Annotated in this window: 19 protein-coding genes and 1 pseudogene; 19 read left to right on the top strand and 1 reads right to left on the bottom strand. The window is 35.9% G+C overall.

The genetic code is table 11. From position 1 onward, the window contains the following. Positions 1–213: 213 nt before the first annotated feature. From QE429_RS14795 to nadR, 10 genes are all read left to right on the top strand, one after another. Positions 214–1,437 (top strand): MFS transporter, encoded by a 1,224-nt coding sequence (locus tag QE429_RS14795; RefSeq protein WP_307287972.1) that lies wholly within the window; start codon positions 214–216, stop codon positions 1,435–1,437. A 265-nt stretch (positions 1,438–1,702) separates the two neighbouring features. Beyond that, on the top strand, positions 1,703–2,086 hold the full coding sequence (locus tag QE429_RS14790; protein ID WP_307287971.1) for a J domain-containing protein: 384 nt from the start codon (positions 1,703–1,705) through the stop codon (positions 2,084–2,086). Between the two features lie 142 nt (positions 2,087–2,228). Then, positions 2,229–3,599: a dipeptidase gene (locus tag QE429_RS14785; protein WP_307287969.1), complete on the top strand. Its 1,371-nt coding sequence runs from the start codon at positions 2,229–2,231 to the stop codon at positions 3,597–3,599. Between the two features lie 129 nt (positions 3,600–3,728). After that, the gene (locus QE429_RS14780; protein WP_307287967.1) at positions 3,729–4,049 is read left to right on the top strand and encodes a ribonuclease E inhibitor RraB; all 321 of its coding nucleotides are present in this window, start codon (positions 3,729–3,731) and stop codon (positions 4,047–4,049) included. A gap of 181 nt (positions 4,050–4,230) precedes the next feature. Beyond that, positions 4,231–5,091 (top strand): ParA family protein, encoded by an 861-nt coding sequence (locus QE429_RS14775; RefSeq protein WP_307287965.1) that lies wholly within the window; start codon positions 4,231–4,233, stop codon positions 5,089–5,091. Next, positions 5,084–5,488 carry a hypothetical protein gene (locus tag QE429_RS14770; RefSeq protein ID WP_307287964.1) on the top strand — a complete coding sequence of 135 codons (405 nt, stop codon included), beginning with the start codon at positions 5,084–5,086 and terminating at the stop codon, positions 5,486–5,488. The genes QE429_RS14775 and QE429_RS14770 overlap by 8 nt, the downstream gene beginning before the upstream one ends. A 128-nt stretch (positions 5,489–5,616) precedes the next feature. Continuing rightward, positions 5,617–6,042: a DUF3995 domain-containing protein gene (locus tag QE429_RS14765; protein ID WP_307287963.1), complete on the top strand. Its 426-nt coding sequence runs from the start codon at positions 5,617–5,619 to the stop codon at positions 6,040–6,042. A gap of 348 nt (positions 6,043–6,390) precedes the next feature. Next, positions 6,391–7,161, top strand: coding sequence for an NUDIX domain-containing protein (locus QE429_RS14760; protein WP_307287962.1), 771 nt, complete (start codon positions 6,391–6,393; stop codon positions 7,159–7,161). A 13-nt stretch (positions 7,162–7,174) separates the two neighbouring features. Beyond that, on the top strand, positions 7,175–7,870 hold the full coding sequence (gene pnuC / locus QE429_RS14755) for a nicotinamide riboside transporter PnuC (protein ID WP_307287961.1): 696 nt from the start codon (positions 7,175–7,177) through the stop codon (positions 7,868–7,870). After that, positions 7,871–8,899, top strand: a complete 1,029-nt coding sequence (gene nadR / locus QE429_RS14750) for a multifunctional transcriptional regulator/nicotinamide-nucleotide adenylyltransferase/ribosylnicotinamide kinase NadR (protein ID WP_307287960.1) — start codon at positions 7,871–7,873, stop codon at positions 8,897–8,899. A 100-nt stretch (positions 8,900–8,999) separates the two neighbouring features. On the opposite strand, the gene QE429_RS14745 is transcribed toward nadR, so the two are convergent. Then, the gene (locus tag QE429_RS14745; protein WP_307287959.1) at positions 9,000–9,242 is read right to left on the bottom strand and encodes a glutaredoxin family protein; all 243 of its coding nucleotides are present in this window, start codon (positions 9,240–9,242) and stop codon (positions 9,000–9,002) included. A 167-nt stretch (positions 9,243–9,409) separates the two neighbouring features. Here QE429_RS14745 and QE429_RS14740 point away from each other — a divergent pair, with 167 nt between their 5' ends. The 9 genes and pseudogenes from QE429_RS14740 to QE429_RS14700 all read left to right on the top strand — a co-directional run bounded on the left by QE429_RS14740 (position 9,410) and on the right by QE429_RS14700 (position 18,068). After that, a complete protein-coding gene (locus QE429_RS14740) occupies positions 9,410–9,556 on the top strand; it encodes a hypothetical protein (RefSeq protein ID WP_307287958.1) in 147 nt (48 codons plus the stop codon). A 134-nt stretch (positions 9,557–9,690) separates the two neighbouring features. Beyond that, entirely contained in the window at positions 9,691–10,077 is a 387-nt protein-coding gene (locus QE429_RS14735; RefSeq protein ID WP_307287954.1) for a hypothetical protein, read from the top strand. 66 nt (positions 10,078–10,143) lie between these two features. Next, on the top strand, positions 10,144–10,506 hold the full coding sequence (locus QE429_RS14730) for a hypothetical protein (protein ID WP_307287953.1): 363 nt from the start codon (positions 10,144–10,146) through the stop codon (positions 10,504–10,506). Between the two features lie 308 nt (positions 10,507–10,814). After that, entirely contained in the window at positions 10,815–11,708 is an 894-nt protein-coding gene (locus tag QE429_RS14725) for an EVE domain-containing protein (RefSeq protein WP_307287952.1), read from the top strand. Positions 11,709–11,772: 64 nt separating this feature from the next. Beyond that, on the top strand, positions 11,773–12,084 hold the full coding sequence (locus QE429_RS14720; RefSeq protein ID WP_307287951.1) for a nucleotide pyrophosphohydrolase: 312 nt from the start codon (positions 11,773–11,775) through the stop codon (positions 12,082–12,084). Further along, positions 12,084–13,937 carry a DUF2075 domain-containing protein gene (locus tag QE429_RS14715; protein WP_307287950.1) on the top strand — a complete coding sequence of 618 codons (1,854 nt, stop codon included), beginning with the start codon at positions 12,084–12,086 and terminating at the stop codon, positions 13,935–13,937. The genes QE429_RS14720 and QE429_RS14715 overlap by 1 nt, the downstream gene beginning before the upstream one ends. A gap of 1,009 nt (positions 13,938–14,946) precedes the next feature. Next, positions 14,947–15,078: pseudogene (locus tag QE429_RS24475) on the top strand (excalibur calcium-binding domain-containing protein); the annotation flags it as partial. A gap of 244 nt (positions 15,079–15,322) precedes the next feature. Continuing rightward, on the top strand, positions 15,323–15,649 hold the full coding sequence (locus tag QE429_RS14705) for a nucleoside triphosphate pyrophosphohydrolase (RefSeq protein WP_307287947.1): 327 nt from the start codon (positions 15,323–15,325) through the stop codon (positions 15,647–15,649). Next, a complete protein-coding gene (locus tag QE429_RS14700; protein ID WP_307287945.1) occupies positions 15,642–18,068 on the top strand; it encodes a DEAD/DEAH box helicase family protein in 2,427 nt (808 codons plus the stop codon). The genes QE429_RS14705 and QE429_RS14700 overlap by 8 nt, the downstream gene beginning before the upstream one ends. The last annotated feature ends 122 nt before the right edge of the window (positions 18,069–18,190 follow it).

Here is an 18,190-nt window from a genome sequence, read left to right as displayed (position 1 = left end):
TATATTAAAATATTGTCATGTGACGAATAACATGCTACTATTAGTTGAAATTAAAACCCTTTAATTTGGTCCAGAGAGTCCAAAAAGGCGAAAGAAATCTCATACATATTACTTATGTCTATGATACCCTTTTGTCCTTTGGATGGAAGGGTTTTATTTTTGCCACTATCTTTTAATCTAAGTCCCGTGAGGCTTGAAAGGAGAATGACAAAATTGGATTATCGTAAAAAAACAGTAGTAGCATCAGTAGCAGGTTTAACATTAGAGGGCATGGATATCATGTTTATATCCTTTGCGATGTCAATGATTATTTCGCAATTTCATATTGATATGACAGCCGGAGGGCTAATTTCTTCTATTACAAATCTAGGAATGCTTGCCGGGGGAGTTATTTTCGGTATATTAGCAGATAAATTTGGCAGAGTTAGAATATTTACCTATACGATTCTACTATTTGCTATTGGAACAGCATTAACCGGGCTGGCACAGAATATTGAACAAGTCTATATATTTAGGTTTATTGCTGGCTTAGGGGCTGGTGGAGAATACGGGATTGGTATGGCACTCGTTGCGGAGGCATGGCCAAAGAATAAACAAGGGCGTGCTTCTTCTTACGTTAGTGTGGGTGCTCAATATGGTGTTATCCTAGCTGCTCTTCTTAGTGCGGTCATTCTTCCTTCTTGGGGATGGAGAGGATTGTTTTTCGTTGGATTGGCTCCGGTTATTTTCGCCTTTATCGTACGAAAGAATTTAGACGAATCACCAGTATGGCTGGCTTCGCAAAAGAAAGAAAACCTCGTGAAGAAACAGGGGAAATTAACGCAATTGTTCTCTACCCCTAGAATTACTTTCACCACGATTGCTTTGGCCATAATGGCAACGGTCCAGATTGCTGGTTATAATGGTTTGATGATTTGGCTTCCTTCTATGCTCCAACAATCACAAGGATTATCAGTATCAAGCTCTGCTCTTTGGACTATTAGTACGGCAGCAGGAATGATTGCAGGAATGTTAACATTCGGAATCTTTATTGACCGTTTGGGAATGAAGCGCTCATATGGAATCTTTTTAATAGCTTCGGCTGTCGCTGTCTTTTTATACTCCTATGCATCTGGAAGTGCTGGCCTTCTAATTGGCGGTGCGGTTGTAGGTTTCTTCTCGAATGGAATGTTTGCAGGGTACGGAGCCTTGATTAGTAAATATTATTCAGTAGAGACTCGTAGTACAGCAACTAATACCATTTTTAACTTTGGCAGAGCCTTAGGGGGATTATCTCCTATATTAGTGGGATATATCCTGCAGCACGCTAATGTAACGGCAGCAATGGGGTATCTTGCAATGCTTTACTATATTTCCTTTCTAGCAATGATTAGCTTGCGAAAGGTTAATAATAATCAAGAAGAAAATAGGGTACCTAACTTATCGCATTCTGCATAAACTCGAAAATAACCTCCTCCAATGGAGATTTCCATCCATACGCCAATTATACTTTTTGTTTTTGAAAAAAAAGAATGTACTCAAAAAAGGAGTTGCAAGTGTGCAGCTCCTTTTTTATTATCCTAAATTCGTTTAACAAGTGGGTTTCCCATGAGAAAAGATAGTAGGGTTTAAAATACGAATATTTAATATAAAACAAGAATACTATTTTGGAAGGATTAAAAACGGGAGATTAAGCTATTTAAACCGAAAGAGGGCGGAAATCATGGGATCTATTGGTAATTACTATCGTATTTTAGATGTCCCCTATGATGCAACATTTTTTGAGATTAAAGAAGCTTATCGAAAAAAGGTAAAGGAAGTACATCCAGATAAAGAAAAAGGGAATGCTGAACAGTTTAAAAGAGTGAAAGAAGCATTTGAAGTTCTTAAAAATGTTGAAAAAAGAAAGAGCTATGACAATTTACTTTTTAATGAAGCACATAATAAAACACTTCATCAAAAACAGGAATCTGTAGCTAAAACGAATCCTAGTATAAAAATCGTAAAGATAAAGCCTAAAACTCGAAAACAGTTTAGTTTATCATCTGTAACCTTAAATGCGTCTCTTGTTTTAATTGGATACTATCTAAATAAAAAGCGAAAGTAATTTATGTGAGGTTATAGAAAAAGAAAAATTATTTGATTAAATACTGGAAATATAGATGATTTTTGTTCAAACTAAAAGAGACCAAAGAATACATAACATCTAATGTCAATCCAATTGAAAATAAACGAGAAAAGGTGAGAACATGAGTCAATTATCAGAATTAGTATCCAATGAACATACACAAAATGTCGAGGAATTAAAAGAGTTGCTAAGAATTCCAAGCATTAGCTCCTTATCCGAGCATAAAGAGGATATTCAAAAAGCAGCGTCTTGGATTGCCAAAAAGCTTGAATCCATTGGAATGGAACACGTTGAAATCATCCAGACAAAAGGTCATCCTATTGTGTATGCCGACTGGCTTCATCAAGAAAATGCCCCAACCGTCTTAGTATACGGACATTATGACGTGCAGCCTGTTGATCCTGTTCATCTATGGGAAACGCCTCCATTTGAACCGACGATTCGTGATGAAAAGATTTATGCAAGAGGGGCAACTGATGACAAGGGGCAAACATTCTTACATATAAAAGCAGTGGAAACACTATTAAAATCAGAAGGTACATTACCAGTAAACGTGAAATTTTGTATCGAAGGGGAAGAAGAAATCGGAAGTCCCAATCTTCCGCCATTTTTAGCGGAAAACAAAGAGAAATTAGCCTGTGATGTAGTGGTCATTTCTGATTCTGATATGTGGGACAGGGGTGTACCTGCGATTACCTATTCGTTAAGAGGTCTTAGTGCATTAGAATTTTCACTAACGACTGCTAACTCTGATTTGCATTCAGGCATGTTTGGCGGTGGAGTGCAAAATGCCAACCATCTATTGGTACAGCTTCTTTCCACTCTTCATGACGAAAACGGAAAGGTAAACGTCGAACATTTCTATGATGATGTAGTCGAACTCACCGAATTTGAAAAGGAACAAATTAAAGCATTAGATTTCAATGAAGATAAGCTAAAACAAACATTAGGGTTAACGGAATTAACGGGAGGAGAAACTAACGATTTTCCTTATTCTGAAAGAATCAATTCACGTCCAACATTAGAGATAAATGGGTTATGGGGAGGATTTCAAGGAGAAGGGACAAAAACAGTCATCCCGAACGAGGCTCATGCGAAAATTACCTGCCGTCTCGTCCATAATCAGGACCCGGTAAAAATTCAGGGATTAATTAAAAAGCACCTGGAAGAACATGCACCAAAAGGATGTACGGTGGATGTGACCTTGCAAGATACGGGAAATCCATTTTTAACACCGATCGATAGTCCGATGATTCAAAAAGCGGCAGCAGCATATGAAACCGTATATGGGAAAGAGCCTGTGTACAAAAGAGAAGGTGGTTCGATTCCAATTGTATCGGATTTCAGCCATTCACTACATGCGCCCGTTGTCTTAATGGGATTCGGTTTGCCAGACGAAAATCTGCATGCTCCAAACGAACACTTTAACCTAGAAAACTTTGATAAAGGAATCTTAACTATTTGTTCTTTTTTAGGTCTTCTTAATAAGTAAAATAGTGCCGGTCACTACCCGTTGAATCGGTTGCCAAATCTATAAAATCTTAAAACGAGCATTAGTAAAAAAGAAATAATTGAATGACAATGACACCATTGTATGTACTAGAGTATGGAGGAAAAACAAATGAAATTTCCAAATGATGTCGATGGACAGGCATTGCAAAGTCTATTTAAAGATGGAGTGAATTTTAAGAAACCACAATCTGTCGAATTTTTTGTAGCGGTACCGGATCAAGCTACTGGTGAAAAATTATCGGAAGTACTTAAAGGAGCGGGCTACAATTGTTTCTTAGAACAAGATGACGAAACGGATGAGTGGGCATGTAGTTCTTCTAAAAAAATGGTATTAAATTATAATCAAATCATTAAGATTCAAAAGGAATTGGATAATTTAAGTAAACCATTTGGTGGTTATTCCGATGGTTGGGGCGTTTTTGTTGATTAGAGAGTAGGGGAATGGCGAACAGTGACTTTCACTGTTCGCCATCTCATTATTTATCTATACCAAACCTGACCGGATTGAGCTTCAGATAACTCGATCACTAATATAAAAATGTCCCATTTCACATGGGACAAAATATCTATGAATATATTTATGACATGCTACTTAGAATGGGGGAGTTAGTATGTCTAAAGTTATAAGTATTATAAACCTTAAAGGGGGTGTAGGAAAGACTACTCTTACCGTTGGATTGGCTGAGTTTTTAGTTATTGAAAAAGAGTATAAAGTCTTAGTCATTGATTTGGACCCACAAACAAACTCGACTGTCTCCTTGATAGGAGAGGATGAATGGGCAGTGAGGAATAGTTCTAATAGAACATTGTTTCATTTATTCAAAGACAAGATAGATGATACCAGCGATTTTGACTTAGAAAGCTCCGTGGTACAAGGCTGTTCTAACCTATATGGCGGATTGTCTAATTTGCACTTATTGCCATCAAGTTTGGACTTCGTACAAATTCAGGATCGTCTCATTAATATTGGCCAAACCGCTTTAATTCGTCCGATTGATGTACTAAAACGGTCTGTAAATGACTACATAAAAAATTATGATTACGTCTTAATTGATTGCCCTCCAAATTTAGGACTTGTCACACAAAATGGATTAAATATAAGTGATTATTACCTAATACCCACTATTCCTGATCATTTATCTACTTACGGAATCCCACAAATAATATCCAGTGTTAATAGTTTTAATAGAAGAACAGAATCAAACGTTCAAGCACTTGGTATTATTGCTTCCATGTATCGTTCCAATGTTACTAGGCACCAAACTACCTTAATGAAAATGCAAACAAAAGCAGCTGCTGGAGAGCTACCAAGGCTGTTTGAAACAAGAATTCCTCTTGCATCCAAAGCGGCTGATGCGACTCATTTTGAAGCAGAAGGGGTAAATACAATAAAACAAAAATATGGTTCATCTGGGTCCCCTTTATTTGAAGCATTTTCACAAATAACAGAGGAGTTTTGTCAATATGTTTGATTATAATAATCCAAATATTAGGAAGCAAATTGCAACTATATTTATAGCAATTGCCAAAAAGATCGAAGAAGATGACGAATTCGCAAAAAGTATACTCAGCTGTTTAGACGAAAGATCTAATGACATAAAAAATACGAAGAAAAAGAAAAAATCATCACAGACCATCTCAAAAACCTACGATATGAATATTTATGAAATGTATCAAAAGAATGGCCCTCATGGCCTATTAGAATTTCTCGAACCCTTAGATTTGAAAGATTTGAAAAGAATAGTAGTAGAAAATGGTTTAGACCCAGCGCAAAAGGTAAGAAGATGGAGATTAAAAGAAAAGATAATCAAACATATAGTAGAAACAATAGGTAAACAGATGTCAAAAGGAGAAGTATTTTTTAAGTAATAGGCGGTTCCATAAAACTTTCTATGAGGATTGTGGTGGAAGTATGAAGGTTTAGATACTTAAATTGAAAGGATAATAATATTATGTAAACAATAGTATAAAAACTTTCATACAGATGAGGTGGTAATTTGATAAAGATTTTAATAGGAATAACGTCTTTAATATTTATAATTATTGGTATGTTACACGTTTTTTGGGCATTTGGTGGAAGTTGGGGAGTAAATACGGCTCTTCCAACTAAAGATGACAGTAAATTACCAGTTTTACGACCAAGAATGTTAGGCACACTTTTTATCGGATTACTTTGCTTTTTTGCATCTGTACTTCTAATAGTTCAATTAGATTTGTTAGCAGCCATCAAATCCTCTCCACTTTCAAAATGGCTTTGTATAGCTGGAGGAATTGTTTTCTTGTTACGTGCGATTGGTGAAGGGAAATATGTAGGATTTTTCAAGAAAATTAAACATACTAGATTTGCAAAACAAGATACAGCCTTCTATTCACCTCTTTGTGTGTGGATTAGTCTCAATTTTTTTCTAGCATCATTTATATGAGATTTCGACAATCTACATATGGATGAGCGAACTTGCAAGTTGTAAAATACATTTTCAGAGTATTACGGATAAATGGAAATTCAAAAATAAAAGCAATGGAAAATGGATTCCATTGTTTTTTCTATTGCTATTTTTATGTTAAAACTATACATATTTTTTTCTGGAAATTTTTACAAATATCAATAAGAAATGGCGAACAGTGACTTTCACTGTTCGCCATTCTCATGGAAAAAAAACCACCAGAACCGTCCCTATGGTCCAAATGGAAAATATTGTTGACAAAACAGGCAGTAAAGGAATATATTTTAATTAACAATTAACAAAATGTTAATTAAAGAGGTGGTTAAAATGGAAACAAACAATAAATTTAATACTCCAGATGGTTATACCAGCGATGTAGCTGTATTTACGATCACATCTGAGATGATTGGTGAGTATAAGCCGCCACGAAAAACATTGAAAATCATGCTGATTAAACGAAGTGAGCACGATCATGAAGGCAATCCAAACGTCGAAGCAGGGAAGTGGGCACTACCAGGTGGCTTTGTCCGCACGGATGAGACAGCATTCCAAGCGGCAGAGCGTAGGCTACTCGAGGAAACAGGTGTTGGTGGATTACGGATCAAACATTTTGGTGTCTATGATGAACCCAATCGCGATAGTCGGGGATGGATTATCTCCAATGCCCATTATGTCATAGCAAAGGAATCTGCCTTAAACAGTCGTAAAACAACCTATGATGCCGCCGAAATTAAGCTATTTTCAATGGAAGAAGCAATAGAGCTAGACCTCGCGTTTGACCATCGCAAAATTATTGATGATGCCATTTGGTTTATTCGCAAGGATATGGCGCTAACCACATTGGCGAAGCATTTCTTACCGGAAGAGTTTGTCCTTTCTGAATTACAAGGGGTGTTATTAACCGTTTTAGATGACCCATCGATTTCGACAGATGCGGCTTTTTTCAGGAAGGCCCCCACACTGCCGTTTATTGAAGCGGTGTCAGAAAACGGTAAGCCGAAGAAATCCAATCGCTATTCGAAAACGCCTGCGCAACTTTACCGGTTTAATGAGAAACAACCAATTGTTTCAGTGTATAGAAATAAACTACAAGGCTAAGGGAGAGAGTGAAATGGGGATATTTAAAAATTGGTCACGATTTGAAATCATCTGGCTGCTTACATTCACTATGGTTAACATCTATTTATTCTTTGCATGGGAAGACTCACTCATCGGTTTAATTTCATCAATAACTGGCATGCTGTGCGTGGTGTTAGTAGCAAAGGGGAAAATATCAAACTATTACTTTGGGATCATTCAAACAGGAACCTATGCTTATATTGCCTACGGTTATGGTTTGTACGGAGAGGTAATGCTCAATGCGCTGTTTTACTTCCCGGTGCAATTCATCGGGATTTATCTGTGGAAAAAGAATAAAACAGATCATGGTGTCAAAGGTGAAGATGTCATCGTTAAGAGCCTTACGAAAAAGGGATGGCTATATACCATATTATTGATGTTTACTCTTATAGTGGGTTATGGATTTTTCTTAAAATTCCTCGGCGGGAAAGTTGTTTGGACGGATTCAGCCACAAATGTATTATCGATTGCCGCACAAATATTGATGTTAAAACGATATACAGAACAATGGCTATTATGGATGGCTGTAAACGTCCTATCCATTTTCCTATGGATAACTGCTCTCGTTACGCAAGGTGGTAATGATTTCTCTATGTTAGTGATGTGGTCAGCATTCCTGGTAAATAGCATATACGGGTATATCAACTGGAGAAAGTTATCGATCAAACAAGTGCAGGAGGCGGCGTAAATGACAGTTGGTTTTATCGGAGGAAAGTTCCTACCACTACATCTTGGCCATGTGTATGCCATAACCTATGCCTCATCAATGGTGGATGAACTGTACGTTATTTTATCACATAGCGAATTACGAGACAGTGAACTCTGCCTGGATACAAAAATGGATTATATCCCAGCTAACATTCGCTTGCGCTGGCTTTCCCAATTAACAAAAGATATGACGAATGTAAAAGTAATAGCGATTGAAGATGATCAAGATAATGACAACTATAACTGGGCTGAAGGCGCTCACCTTATAAAAGAGAAAATAGGAAAGCCGATTGATTACGTCTTTAGTTCTGAACATGAATATAATGATATTTTTAAAGAATTATATCCGCATTCTAAACATATCCTGATTGATCCGATGCGTACGCATGTGAACATATCGGCTACTGCAATTCGTAAGGAAGGTGTTTTTAGGCATTGGGAGTTTATCCCTACTATTGTCAGACCTTATTTTGTAAAAAAAATTGTAGTAGTTGGTACAGAAAGCTGCGGGAAATCAACCCTGACGAGAAACCTCGCGAAAATTTACAATACAACATACGTTTCAGAATATGGCCGAACACTATGTGAAGAATTAGGGGGCTGCGACGGTATTTTGGTTGCGGAAGATTATCAAAAGATTGCCTATGGTCATAAGATGGAAGAATTTAAGGCCATTGAACAGGCCAATAAGCTAGTATTTATCGATACAGAAGCTATCGTTACTCAATTTTATTCAAACCTCTACAATGATGAACATCAACCGGTGCTCGATGAAATGGCCAAACTACAAGATTACGATCTTTGGTTATTCCTTGAACCCGATGTGAAATGGGTGGATGATGGGTTAAGAGTGCATGGAGAGGATACGGTCAGAGACAAAAACAATCGTCACCTAAAGGCATTGTTAAAGACGCATATCATTGAGTACCATCTATTAAGTGGAAGCTATGAAAATCGATTAACAGGTGCAATGAAGTTGGTTGATAAGTTGCTATTGGGAGACATTTAATAATCAGCTACCAAAGAAACAAGGTAGGTCCATGGGAATTTTCTAATTGGGAACATAATTTCAAAAAATGCGAACAGTGACAATCACTGTTCGCCCTTTTTTATATCCCTAATACCTCAGCCAACTTCGATTGATCAAATCCTAAAACAACTTCTTCACTATCTCCGTCTTTGATTATAGTTGCTGGAGTAGCTGCAGCACCTAATGCAATAATTTCTTGGAGATATTGATCGTTTTTACGAATATCTCTTTCTTCAAACTCAATTCCGTTTTCTTTGAACCATAATTTTTCCGCATGGCAAGGCGGGCATGTTTCTTGCGTATAAATAATCACTTTTTTCATTATTACTACCTCCATTTCATTATGGTTATTGTATCACGGGAACGGAACTTTGGTGTTCAATAAGGATCTACTTGATTGTCTTTTGTTTAAATTCCTCATTTAATTGTTTTCCTAAAGGAAAATAATGTTAAAATATAATCACCACGGTTCTGGGGAGAGGGTTTATAGTGTTGAGATTTATTGATGACCTAGCAGGAGCTGTATCTGATGTTTTTACATTTATTATAAGGTCGATTAGCTATTTACTTGCAGGAATGATCATTGTAGCAGTTCCGATGTATCTGTTTGTGTGGGTATCTGGTTTATTTCAGTGACATAAACAATTAACACAGGTAAAAACTGAAGATCAGCCAATTGTTCTCCAACCGTTGCCTTTTGAACTAAAGAAGGATTGGGAAAAAACAGTGTCGAATACATAGAGAAAATTAGGAAACCAGAGGTCAATTAGATGAATAAATGTAGAACTATAAATTATTTAATTTCCGCAATTTTATTGTCAATGTTGGTTGCTTGTTCATCAACAACTAACGAATCAAAAGCAGCAGGAGTAAGTAAAAACCATAACACTTTAGCACAGATTGTATATGATAATAAAATTTATTCAATTGAGGGTAATCTGACACCGGATGATAAGATACAACAACAGGTGGGAAAAGTAGAAAAAATTGCTGAGAGAATTACTGAAAATGGGCAAGGAAGAATCATTTCTTCAAAAATAAAACTTGAAACTGGTAGTGAAATTTATACTATCAAAGCTGCCGACATAGATACGGTGATTGCCGTTAAAATTCATAACAAGTATTACACTGCCATTTTTTCTAATAAACTCGACTAACTATTTAAAAGCATTGGGTTAGGGAATACCTAGACTTTAGGGACTAAATAATTGAAGGTGAATAATATGCTTCTAGTTCAAATTGGGGCAATTATATTAGCGGTATTTATAGGATATATTCTAGCTAAAAGAGAATACAAAAAATTTACAGAGGCAGAACAAGAACAGTTTCGAAAAGAACTAAAGAACCCTATCCAGGTCCTATTTCACGTGCTACATCAAATTGGATATTTTATATTTTTCATAGGTATTGTTTTTAACAATGACCCGATAAGATATATAGCCTTTTTCTTAATAGGGACAGGTTGGATAATTGATGGAGCAAAGCTATGTAACGTCAATAGAAAACGAGGGATGATTTTGATATTCATTGGGTCTATGGCGTTTCTAACCACTTCATTTTTTGCAATAAGATCCTTTTGGTTTTGATCTTTTGAAAAAGTGGTTTATTTAATTCTCGACCCCGTACACCAATATATACGGAACACTCACAAATGTTGTTTTCCCTCAATATTTGTGGGTGTTTTTTGTTTTGGGAAAAGGGATAGTTTGAATCATGAAACAGAATCTTGGGGATGGAACTCTGGTGTTCAATGAAATCTAATAGATTAACTTTTTTAAATACCATTTTATAACATATTTTCTGTATAATAGAATTGTCGAAATATAGTTCCAAACATATGTATAGTGGAGAGATTACGAAGGTGTCAAATAACTATCAGTAGGAGATTTTGAAGATGATATCAGAACAATCACAGACTAGGAAACATCAAAATACATGGATTTTCCAAGGAAATCCTGATGATTTTAAAATAGATCAATATATTAGTGAAAACAATGAAATTTGGTGGTCACTGAATCAACAGCATTTTCTTGACCAAATTTCAGAAGGGGATCTTGTTTATATTTGGCGCTCTGATGGCAAGAAAAGAGGTACAGGCGGAATTATTGCAACAGGGATCGTAAATGGAGAGCCAAGCTTAAATATTTCTCCAAGTAAATACTGGCTAAAAAAGCCAGATGAAAATGAAAAATTTCATATTCCTATTATAGTCGAAAACCATCTAATTAATGAGAATTACATACGAAGAACGGCACTAAAGGAACATCCCAAACTCAATGACTTATTAATACTCCGGATGGCTAACAATACAAATTATTTAGTAAATGATGAACATGCAAATTTACTATATAAGCTTTGGGAGAAATATATAAAACTGCATACAAAGCAAATAAGAAGAGATGAACTAAAAGATACCGTACGAAATGATTTAGAAGCAGATAAAGCTCAATTTGACTTCTATTATAAAGATGGTGAAGCGAAAAGTTATTACGGAAACCGTTATGAAAGGAAAGCAAAGAACCGATTAAGAGCAATAGAGATTCACGGAACTACATGTGCAGTATGTAGATTTAATTTTGAAGACGTGTATGGTGAACTTGGTAAGGATTTTATTGAAATCCATCATAAGCATCCATTAAGTACTCTTGAAACAGCAACTGAAATTGATCCAAGAACAGATTTAGTGCCGGTTTGTTCAAATTGTCATCGGATGTTACATCGAGATAGGGACAATGTGTTAAGTGTGGAGGAACTTAGGGATATGATAAAAAGGAAGGTATTCATCTAACACTTGTAAGAGGGATTGTTAATAACTAATCACAAATGATAAGTAACTAATAGGAGAGTCTATAATGAATGAAATCCAACAAAAAGTTTTAGCTTTTCGTGATGAACGTGATTGGAAAAAGTATCATGATGAAAAAGATTTGGCCATTTCCATTTCACTTGAGGCAAATGAATTGCTTGAAAATTTTCAATGGCGCACAAGTGAAGAAGCAATCGTGGAATCCAAACAAAACATAAAAGAAGAAATGGCAGATATTTTAATATATCTTGTGCAACTTGCTGACAAGTTGGAGATTAATCTAGAAGAGGAAGTATCAAACAAACTAGTAAAAAACGCGATTAAATATCCAGTCAAAAAAAGTGAGGAAAAAGTTTAATGATTATTTATAATGAGACCTCTTCGAACTTTTTAAACCATATTTATGAAAATAAAATTGGCTACGTTCTTAAGGAAAACGTTCTGGCCAAAATGAATAAAGTAGTTTCATTTAGTGAATTGAGGTCATGGGAAAATTCCCTTCCCCAAATGGCTAAGGTCCTAAGGGATGCAGACTTAAAAGAAGATACACATGTTCTATTGGAGTATAAATTGCCTTCATCTGAAAAAAGAATAGATTTTCTAGTCGCAGGACAGGACGAACAGGGGACAAAAAATGCAGTAATTATTGAGTTAAAGCAATGGCAGAAAGCAAAAGTGTCTGAAGGAGATGGGATTGTTCGGACTTTTTTAGGTGGAAGCGAACGGGAAACTGTTCACCCTGCGTATCAGGCATCTTCATATAAAAGGTATTTACAGAATTTTAACGAGTCCCTATACAAGGACTCAACATCTATTCAGCTTCACTCATGTGCTTATTTACATAATTATATTATGGCTAGTATAGAGGAGCCACTTTTGGATAATCGCTACAGCAGATATTTACAGGAATCTCCTGTTTATTTTCAATTTGATGATCGGGACTTGGCAAAGAAAATCAGAAGGTTGGTTTCAAAAGGGAATGGAAGGGAAATTGCAGAAAGCATTGAAAATGGAAAAATTAGACCATCAAAAAAGTTGGTGGAAACAGTTGGTTCATTAATAGAAGGTAATGAAGAGTTTGTTTTACTTGATGAGCAAAAGGTTGCCTATGAAAAAGTAGTTAGTAAATTTAATCAATTCAAAGCACAGACTGACCAAAAGCATGTGATTATTATAAAAGGCGGCCCTGGCACAGGGAAATCTGTCATTGGATTAAATTTAATGAGTTATATGCTAAAATCGAAAGCTTATGTGGAGTATATCACACCGAATCAGGCATTTAGGGAAGTGCTTCGTAAAAAGTTAATCGGGTCTTCAGGCCATGTGGAGGTTCGGGATCTTTTTAAAGGTTCTGCTTCTTACGTACATACACCTGAAAATTATTTTGATGTCCTCATTTGTGACGAAGCCCATCGACTAAAAGAACAAGGACATATGAAAAAGAAGATTGAAGGAGAAAATCAAGTAACACAAATCATTAGATCTTCACGTTTAAGTGTGTTCTTTATAGATGATCTTCAAAAAATCTCGAAAAAAGATATTGGAAGCGTAGAAGAGGTAGAAAAAGAAGCAGCTAGGTTTGGAGCAGCTATACATACAGTTGAACTTGAGTCACAATACCGTTGCTCAGGATCAGGAAATTATATATCCTGGCTCGATAGTCTTCTTAATAATGACCAAGAACCATTTAAGCTAGAAGGAGATTTTGATTTTAAACTAGTTTCCAGTCCTCAAGAATTAAAGGAGGAAATAATTGAAAAGCGTGGTGGCAGATTGTTGGCAGGTTACGCCTGGGATTGGACTAAAAATCTTGTGGATGGAAAGCTTGTTGATGATGTTGTGATCGACGAGCATAACTTTGCACTGCCATGGAATGATCCCAATAGAATTGACTGGGCTATTCACCCAGAATGTGCCAACCAAATCGGATGTATTCACACAGTTCAAGGTTTAGAAATGGATTATGTTGGTGTGATCATTGGTAAAGACCTGGGATATGACGAAGAAACTAAAAAAATAATCATAAGAAGAGACGAATTTAAGGACAAGGGAGCAAAACCAGCAAAGCCGAAAAAAGGGCAGGTGGACCCACTTGTAGAACTTGTTCGGAATACGTATAAAACTTTAATGACTAGAGGAATGAAGGGTTGTTATGTTTATTGTTGTGATAAGGGGTTGGAAGGGTATATTCGATTGCATTCAGTAAATTAAATTGAATTGCTAAAATTACACTGGTTAAAAGAATAAAAAAACATTCTCTGAGAAATTTTCAATGATGGAGAAGATAAGAAAAATTTTTAAAATACTACAAAAAAGACAGTTAAGCTCCAATGAAAGGTTTGGTTCTTTATTCTCTCGTTTTAAGAGGAGGGGTTTTTGTAAAAATACTCCTAAATTAATTATTAAATGTTAAAACAATTACGAAATGAAGGATACCTAGATTAGGAAAAATAATAAATTGGATGAAAAAACCCTTTTTATATTCTTTTTCCTTTATAATTGATAATTGTCAAAAGATAAATAGAAAATAGGGGGTATTATTTTGGCAACATTTTTTAACTGGGTAGGATTTATTATTACGGCATATTTTCTTATTTCTGGGATTAATGGTTTAAGGAAAGGAAATACAAAAGCTACACAGAATTTCTTAATGATGGCAGTCGGCATTATCATATGGTTATTTGCCTCAGGAAATTCAGCGATTATGGTTATATTCGCTTTAGGATTCATCCTGTTTATTGTCTTCCTCCTCTTAGCGATCATCTCATTGATTAGAAGAAATGGAAAAGCAAAGAGGTATTTTATTATGATGGTAGGAGCTATGGTAGTATGGATCGGAAGTGCCGTCATGATTCCAAATGACAAAAATGATACAAAATTAGAAGCAACAGAAGTAAAGAAAAAAGTGGCTGATGAAGCTGAAAAAAAGGCGAAAGCGAAAGAAGCGGCAATTGCCAAACAAAAGGCAAAGGAAGAAGCGGAATTAAAAGCTAAACAAGAGGCAGAACAAAAGGCAAAAGAAGAAGCGGAATTAAAAGCTAAGCAAGAAGCAGAACAAAAAGCAAGAGAAGAAGCTGAATTAAAAGCTAAACAAGAGGCAGAGGCGAAAGCACAGGAAGAAGCAGCTGCTAAAGCTAAGGAAGAAGCCGATGCAGCAGCAAAAGCACAAGCTGAGGAACAAAAGAAACAAGAGCAGGCTGCTGCAGCAAAACCTGTTCAATCCACTGAAACTTCATTTGCAAATTGTACTGAACTAAGAAAAGTCTATCCTAACGGAGTTCCTTCCAGCCATCCTGCCTATCAGGCAAAAATGGACCGAGACCATGACAATTATGCGTGCGAAAGAAATTAAAAAGAATGCACGCATATGGACATTGACAAACTAATTGGATTTGCCAAAACCTGTGTAGATATAATCTATGCAGGTTTTTTATGTGGGGAGTAAATATGATGGATATTTTTTACAAAGTTCTGACATCTCTTTCTGTGGATGAATTAACTTCTATTTCATAGGGTTTAAATACCTTTTATTTTTCCCATTTTTTAGTTACTTCGATATAATATTATATATGTAATTTAAACGGAGGTAGAGAAGAATGCCTATATACAACAAACTAGTCCGTGATCGTATACCAGAAATCATTGAAAAAACAGAAAAACATTTTACCACAAGGATTTTAGATAATGAAGAATACATAAAAGAACTAAAAAATAAAAGCTTTGAAGAACTTGAAGAGTATGTAAATGCTGAAAATGATCAGGATTCTATTGAAGAATTAGCTGATCTATTAGAAATTATCCATGCACTGGCTGAATGCCATGGAGCATCTATTGAAAAGGTAGAAGAAGTCCGAAAAAATAAAGCCGAAAAGCGTGGCGGTTTTAAGGATAAAATCTTTTTAATTGAGGTTGAAGATGAGTAAGATTCAGCTCATAACAAGCAATCTAGGCAGCCAACTAATTGAGAAGCTTGAAGGTGCCGATACTGTTTGTATTTTATCTTCCTTTGTTATAAAGTCAGGGGTCCATTATTTAAAGGAAGCTTTAAAAAGGGCAGCACAAAATGGTGCTGATATTAAGATTTGTACTGGGGATTATCTCTATATTACACAACCAGAGGCTTTGGAAGAGCTGCTATCGATTGATGAGCGGATAAGTGTTCGCATATGGAAAAGTAACGGCGTATCCTTTCATCCAAAGGCCTACCTTTTTCAATCAAACGAAAATGATACTCTGTTTATTGGGTCATCTAATCTTTCACGCTCCGCATTGAATCATGGTGTGGAGTGGAACCTTTCAGTACTTGATGAGAAAGAAGTCTTTCATGAAGCGCTAACAGAGTTTTTAAATGTTTTTTATTCAGATCGTACAGTCCCATTAAATAAGGAAACTCTATCAGAATATAGAACTGTATATGATGAATACCATCGTAAATATCCCAATCTATCGGGTAAATGGACAGAGCTAGAGGAATTAGATTTAATGCTACCTTCTATAGAGGAAAATCAGCCCCAGGTTGTGTTAGAAGATCCAGTCGAATATGAAAGTGCAATTCAGCCTAGATTTGCCCAGATAGAGGCACTGGAGGAATTAAATAGAACACTGGAAGAAGAGTATAATAAAGCACTTGTGGTTATGGCAACTGGACTGGGAAAAACATATCTAGCAGGATTTTTTTCGCAAAACTTTAAGAAAATTCTTTTTGTGGCCCATCGTGAAGAGATCCTTTATCAAGCTAGAGATTCCTTTAAGAGGATTATGCCGGAAAAACAATATGGCATTTACAATGGGAAAATCAAAGAAAGTCAAGCTGATGCAGTATTTGCATCCATCTATACCTTAAGTATAAAAAAACATCTGGAGCAATTTCAAAGGGAAGAATTTGATCTGATCATCGTTGATGAATTCCATCATGCTGCTGCCGATTCCTATAGGCGTGCTCTTGATTACTTTCATCCTCGATTCTTGTTAGGAATTACAGCTACACCTGATAGAAATGACAATAGAGATGTTTACGCCATTTGCGATGGAAACGTTGCCTTCCGATTAGATTTTTTAGAAGCAATTTACCGGAGATGGTTAGCACCTTTTAAGTATTTGGGTGTATATGATGATACAGATTATAGTCAAATTACCTGGCTGGGAAATCGATATGATGAAGAAGAATTACTTCTAGCACAATTAAGAAAGGAATTGGCTCTTAAGGTACTCCGTGCCTGGGAAAAGAATAAGCAGACAAAAACCTTAGGCTTTTGTTCTTCCATTAGACAAGCTGACTTCCTTTCGAATTTTTTCAATAAGCATGGGCATGAAACGGTTAGCCTTCATTCACAACAAATGGGGATAAATAGGAAAAATGCAATTTCTCAACTTTCAAAAGGAGAAATTGATATTATCTTTACGGTTGATTTATTTAATGAGGGAGTAGATATTCCATCAGTAGATACGCTCTTATTTGTAAGGCCGACAGAATCATTGAGCGTTTTTACACAACAAATTGGTCGTGGTCTTCGATTACATCCTGGCAAGGAAGCATGTGTAATCATAGATTTAATCGGAAACTATCGAAATGCCGATATTAAACTAAGTTTATTCGACACCCAACCCGGTGAAGGGAAAACTAGGAACATCCAACCTACTTTACCAGAATTCTGTGAGATCACTTTAGATGTAAATGTTATTAATCTTCTCCAAGAAATGTCCAGAAAGAGGCAGCCAAGAAGAGAAAAGCTGTTGAATGACTACTTAGAATTAAAAAAGGAGTTAGGAAGAAGGCCAACTTATTTGGAATTACATTTACAAGGTCGATCTGACTCTCCTCAGTATAAGCAAGAGTTTCAATCCTATTTTGGATTTTTAAAATGGGCAGAAGAGCTAACCGATCGTGAAGTCGAAGTATTTGATCGTTACGAAAACTGGTTTATTGAAGGCGAAAGAACTGGTATGGCTAAAAGCTATAAAATGGTTGTTTTACAAGCAATGCTAGAACGTGGGAAATCGCGCTGGTACAATACAATCACTTCAAAACAAGCTGCACCTTTTTTTCATCAATACCTTATGGAGAAAGAACACCGGAAAAGAATTGACTTTTCGGACAAAGGTGCCCAAAAACTATGGAACTATGATGAAAAAGGTGTCAGCAAATTAATCGCAACCATGCCAATGACAAAATGGAGCGGCAGTTCAAAAAGATTAATTTCGTATGAAAATGATATTTTTAAATTGAACTTTGATGTGGCTAAGGAAGATGAAGAAATCCTTTACAATTGGACCAAAGAAATTTGTGAGTACCGGTTGCATTACCATTTTGAGAGGAAAGCGAAGAACTTCCAGACTCATTAAGCTTTTAGACTAGAAAATTTAAAGTCCTCAGGTTAAATATGACTTGAGGACTTTTTATATATTAAAATAACGAAAATTAATCGATTTTAATATTGTTTGTTTGTTGTTTTATGGAGAATCAT

Origin of the sequence: Bacillus sp. SORGH_AS_0510, assembly GCF_030818775.1 — a bacterium.
In the GTDB taxonomy this organism is placed as follows: domain Bacteria; phylum Bacillota; class Bacilli; order Bacillales; family Cytobacillaceae; genus Neobacillus.
The sequence above is the reverse complement of the archived record's forward strand: the minus strand, read 5'-3'. Positions and strand labels throughout refer to the sequence as shown.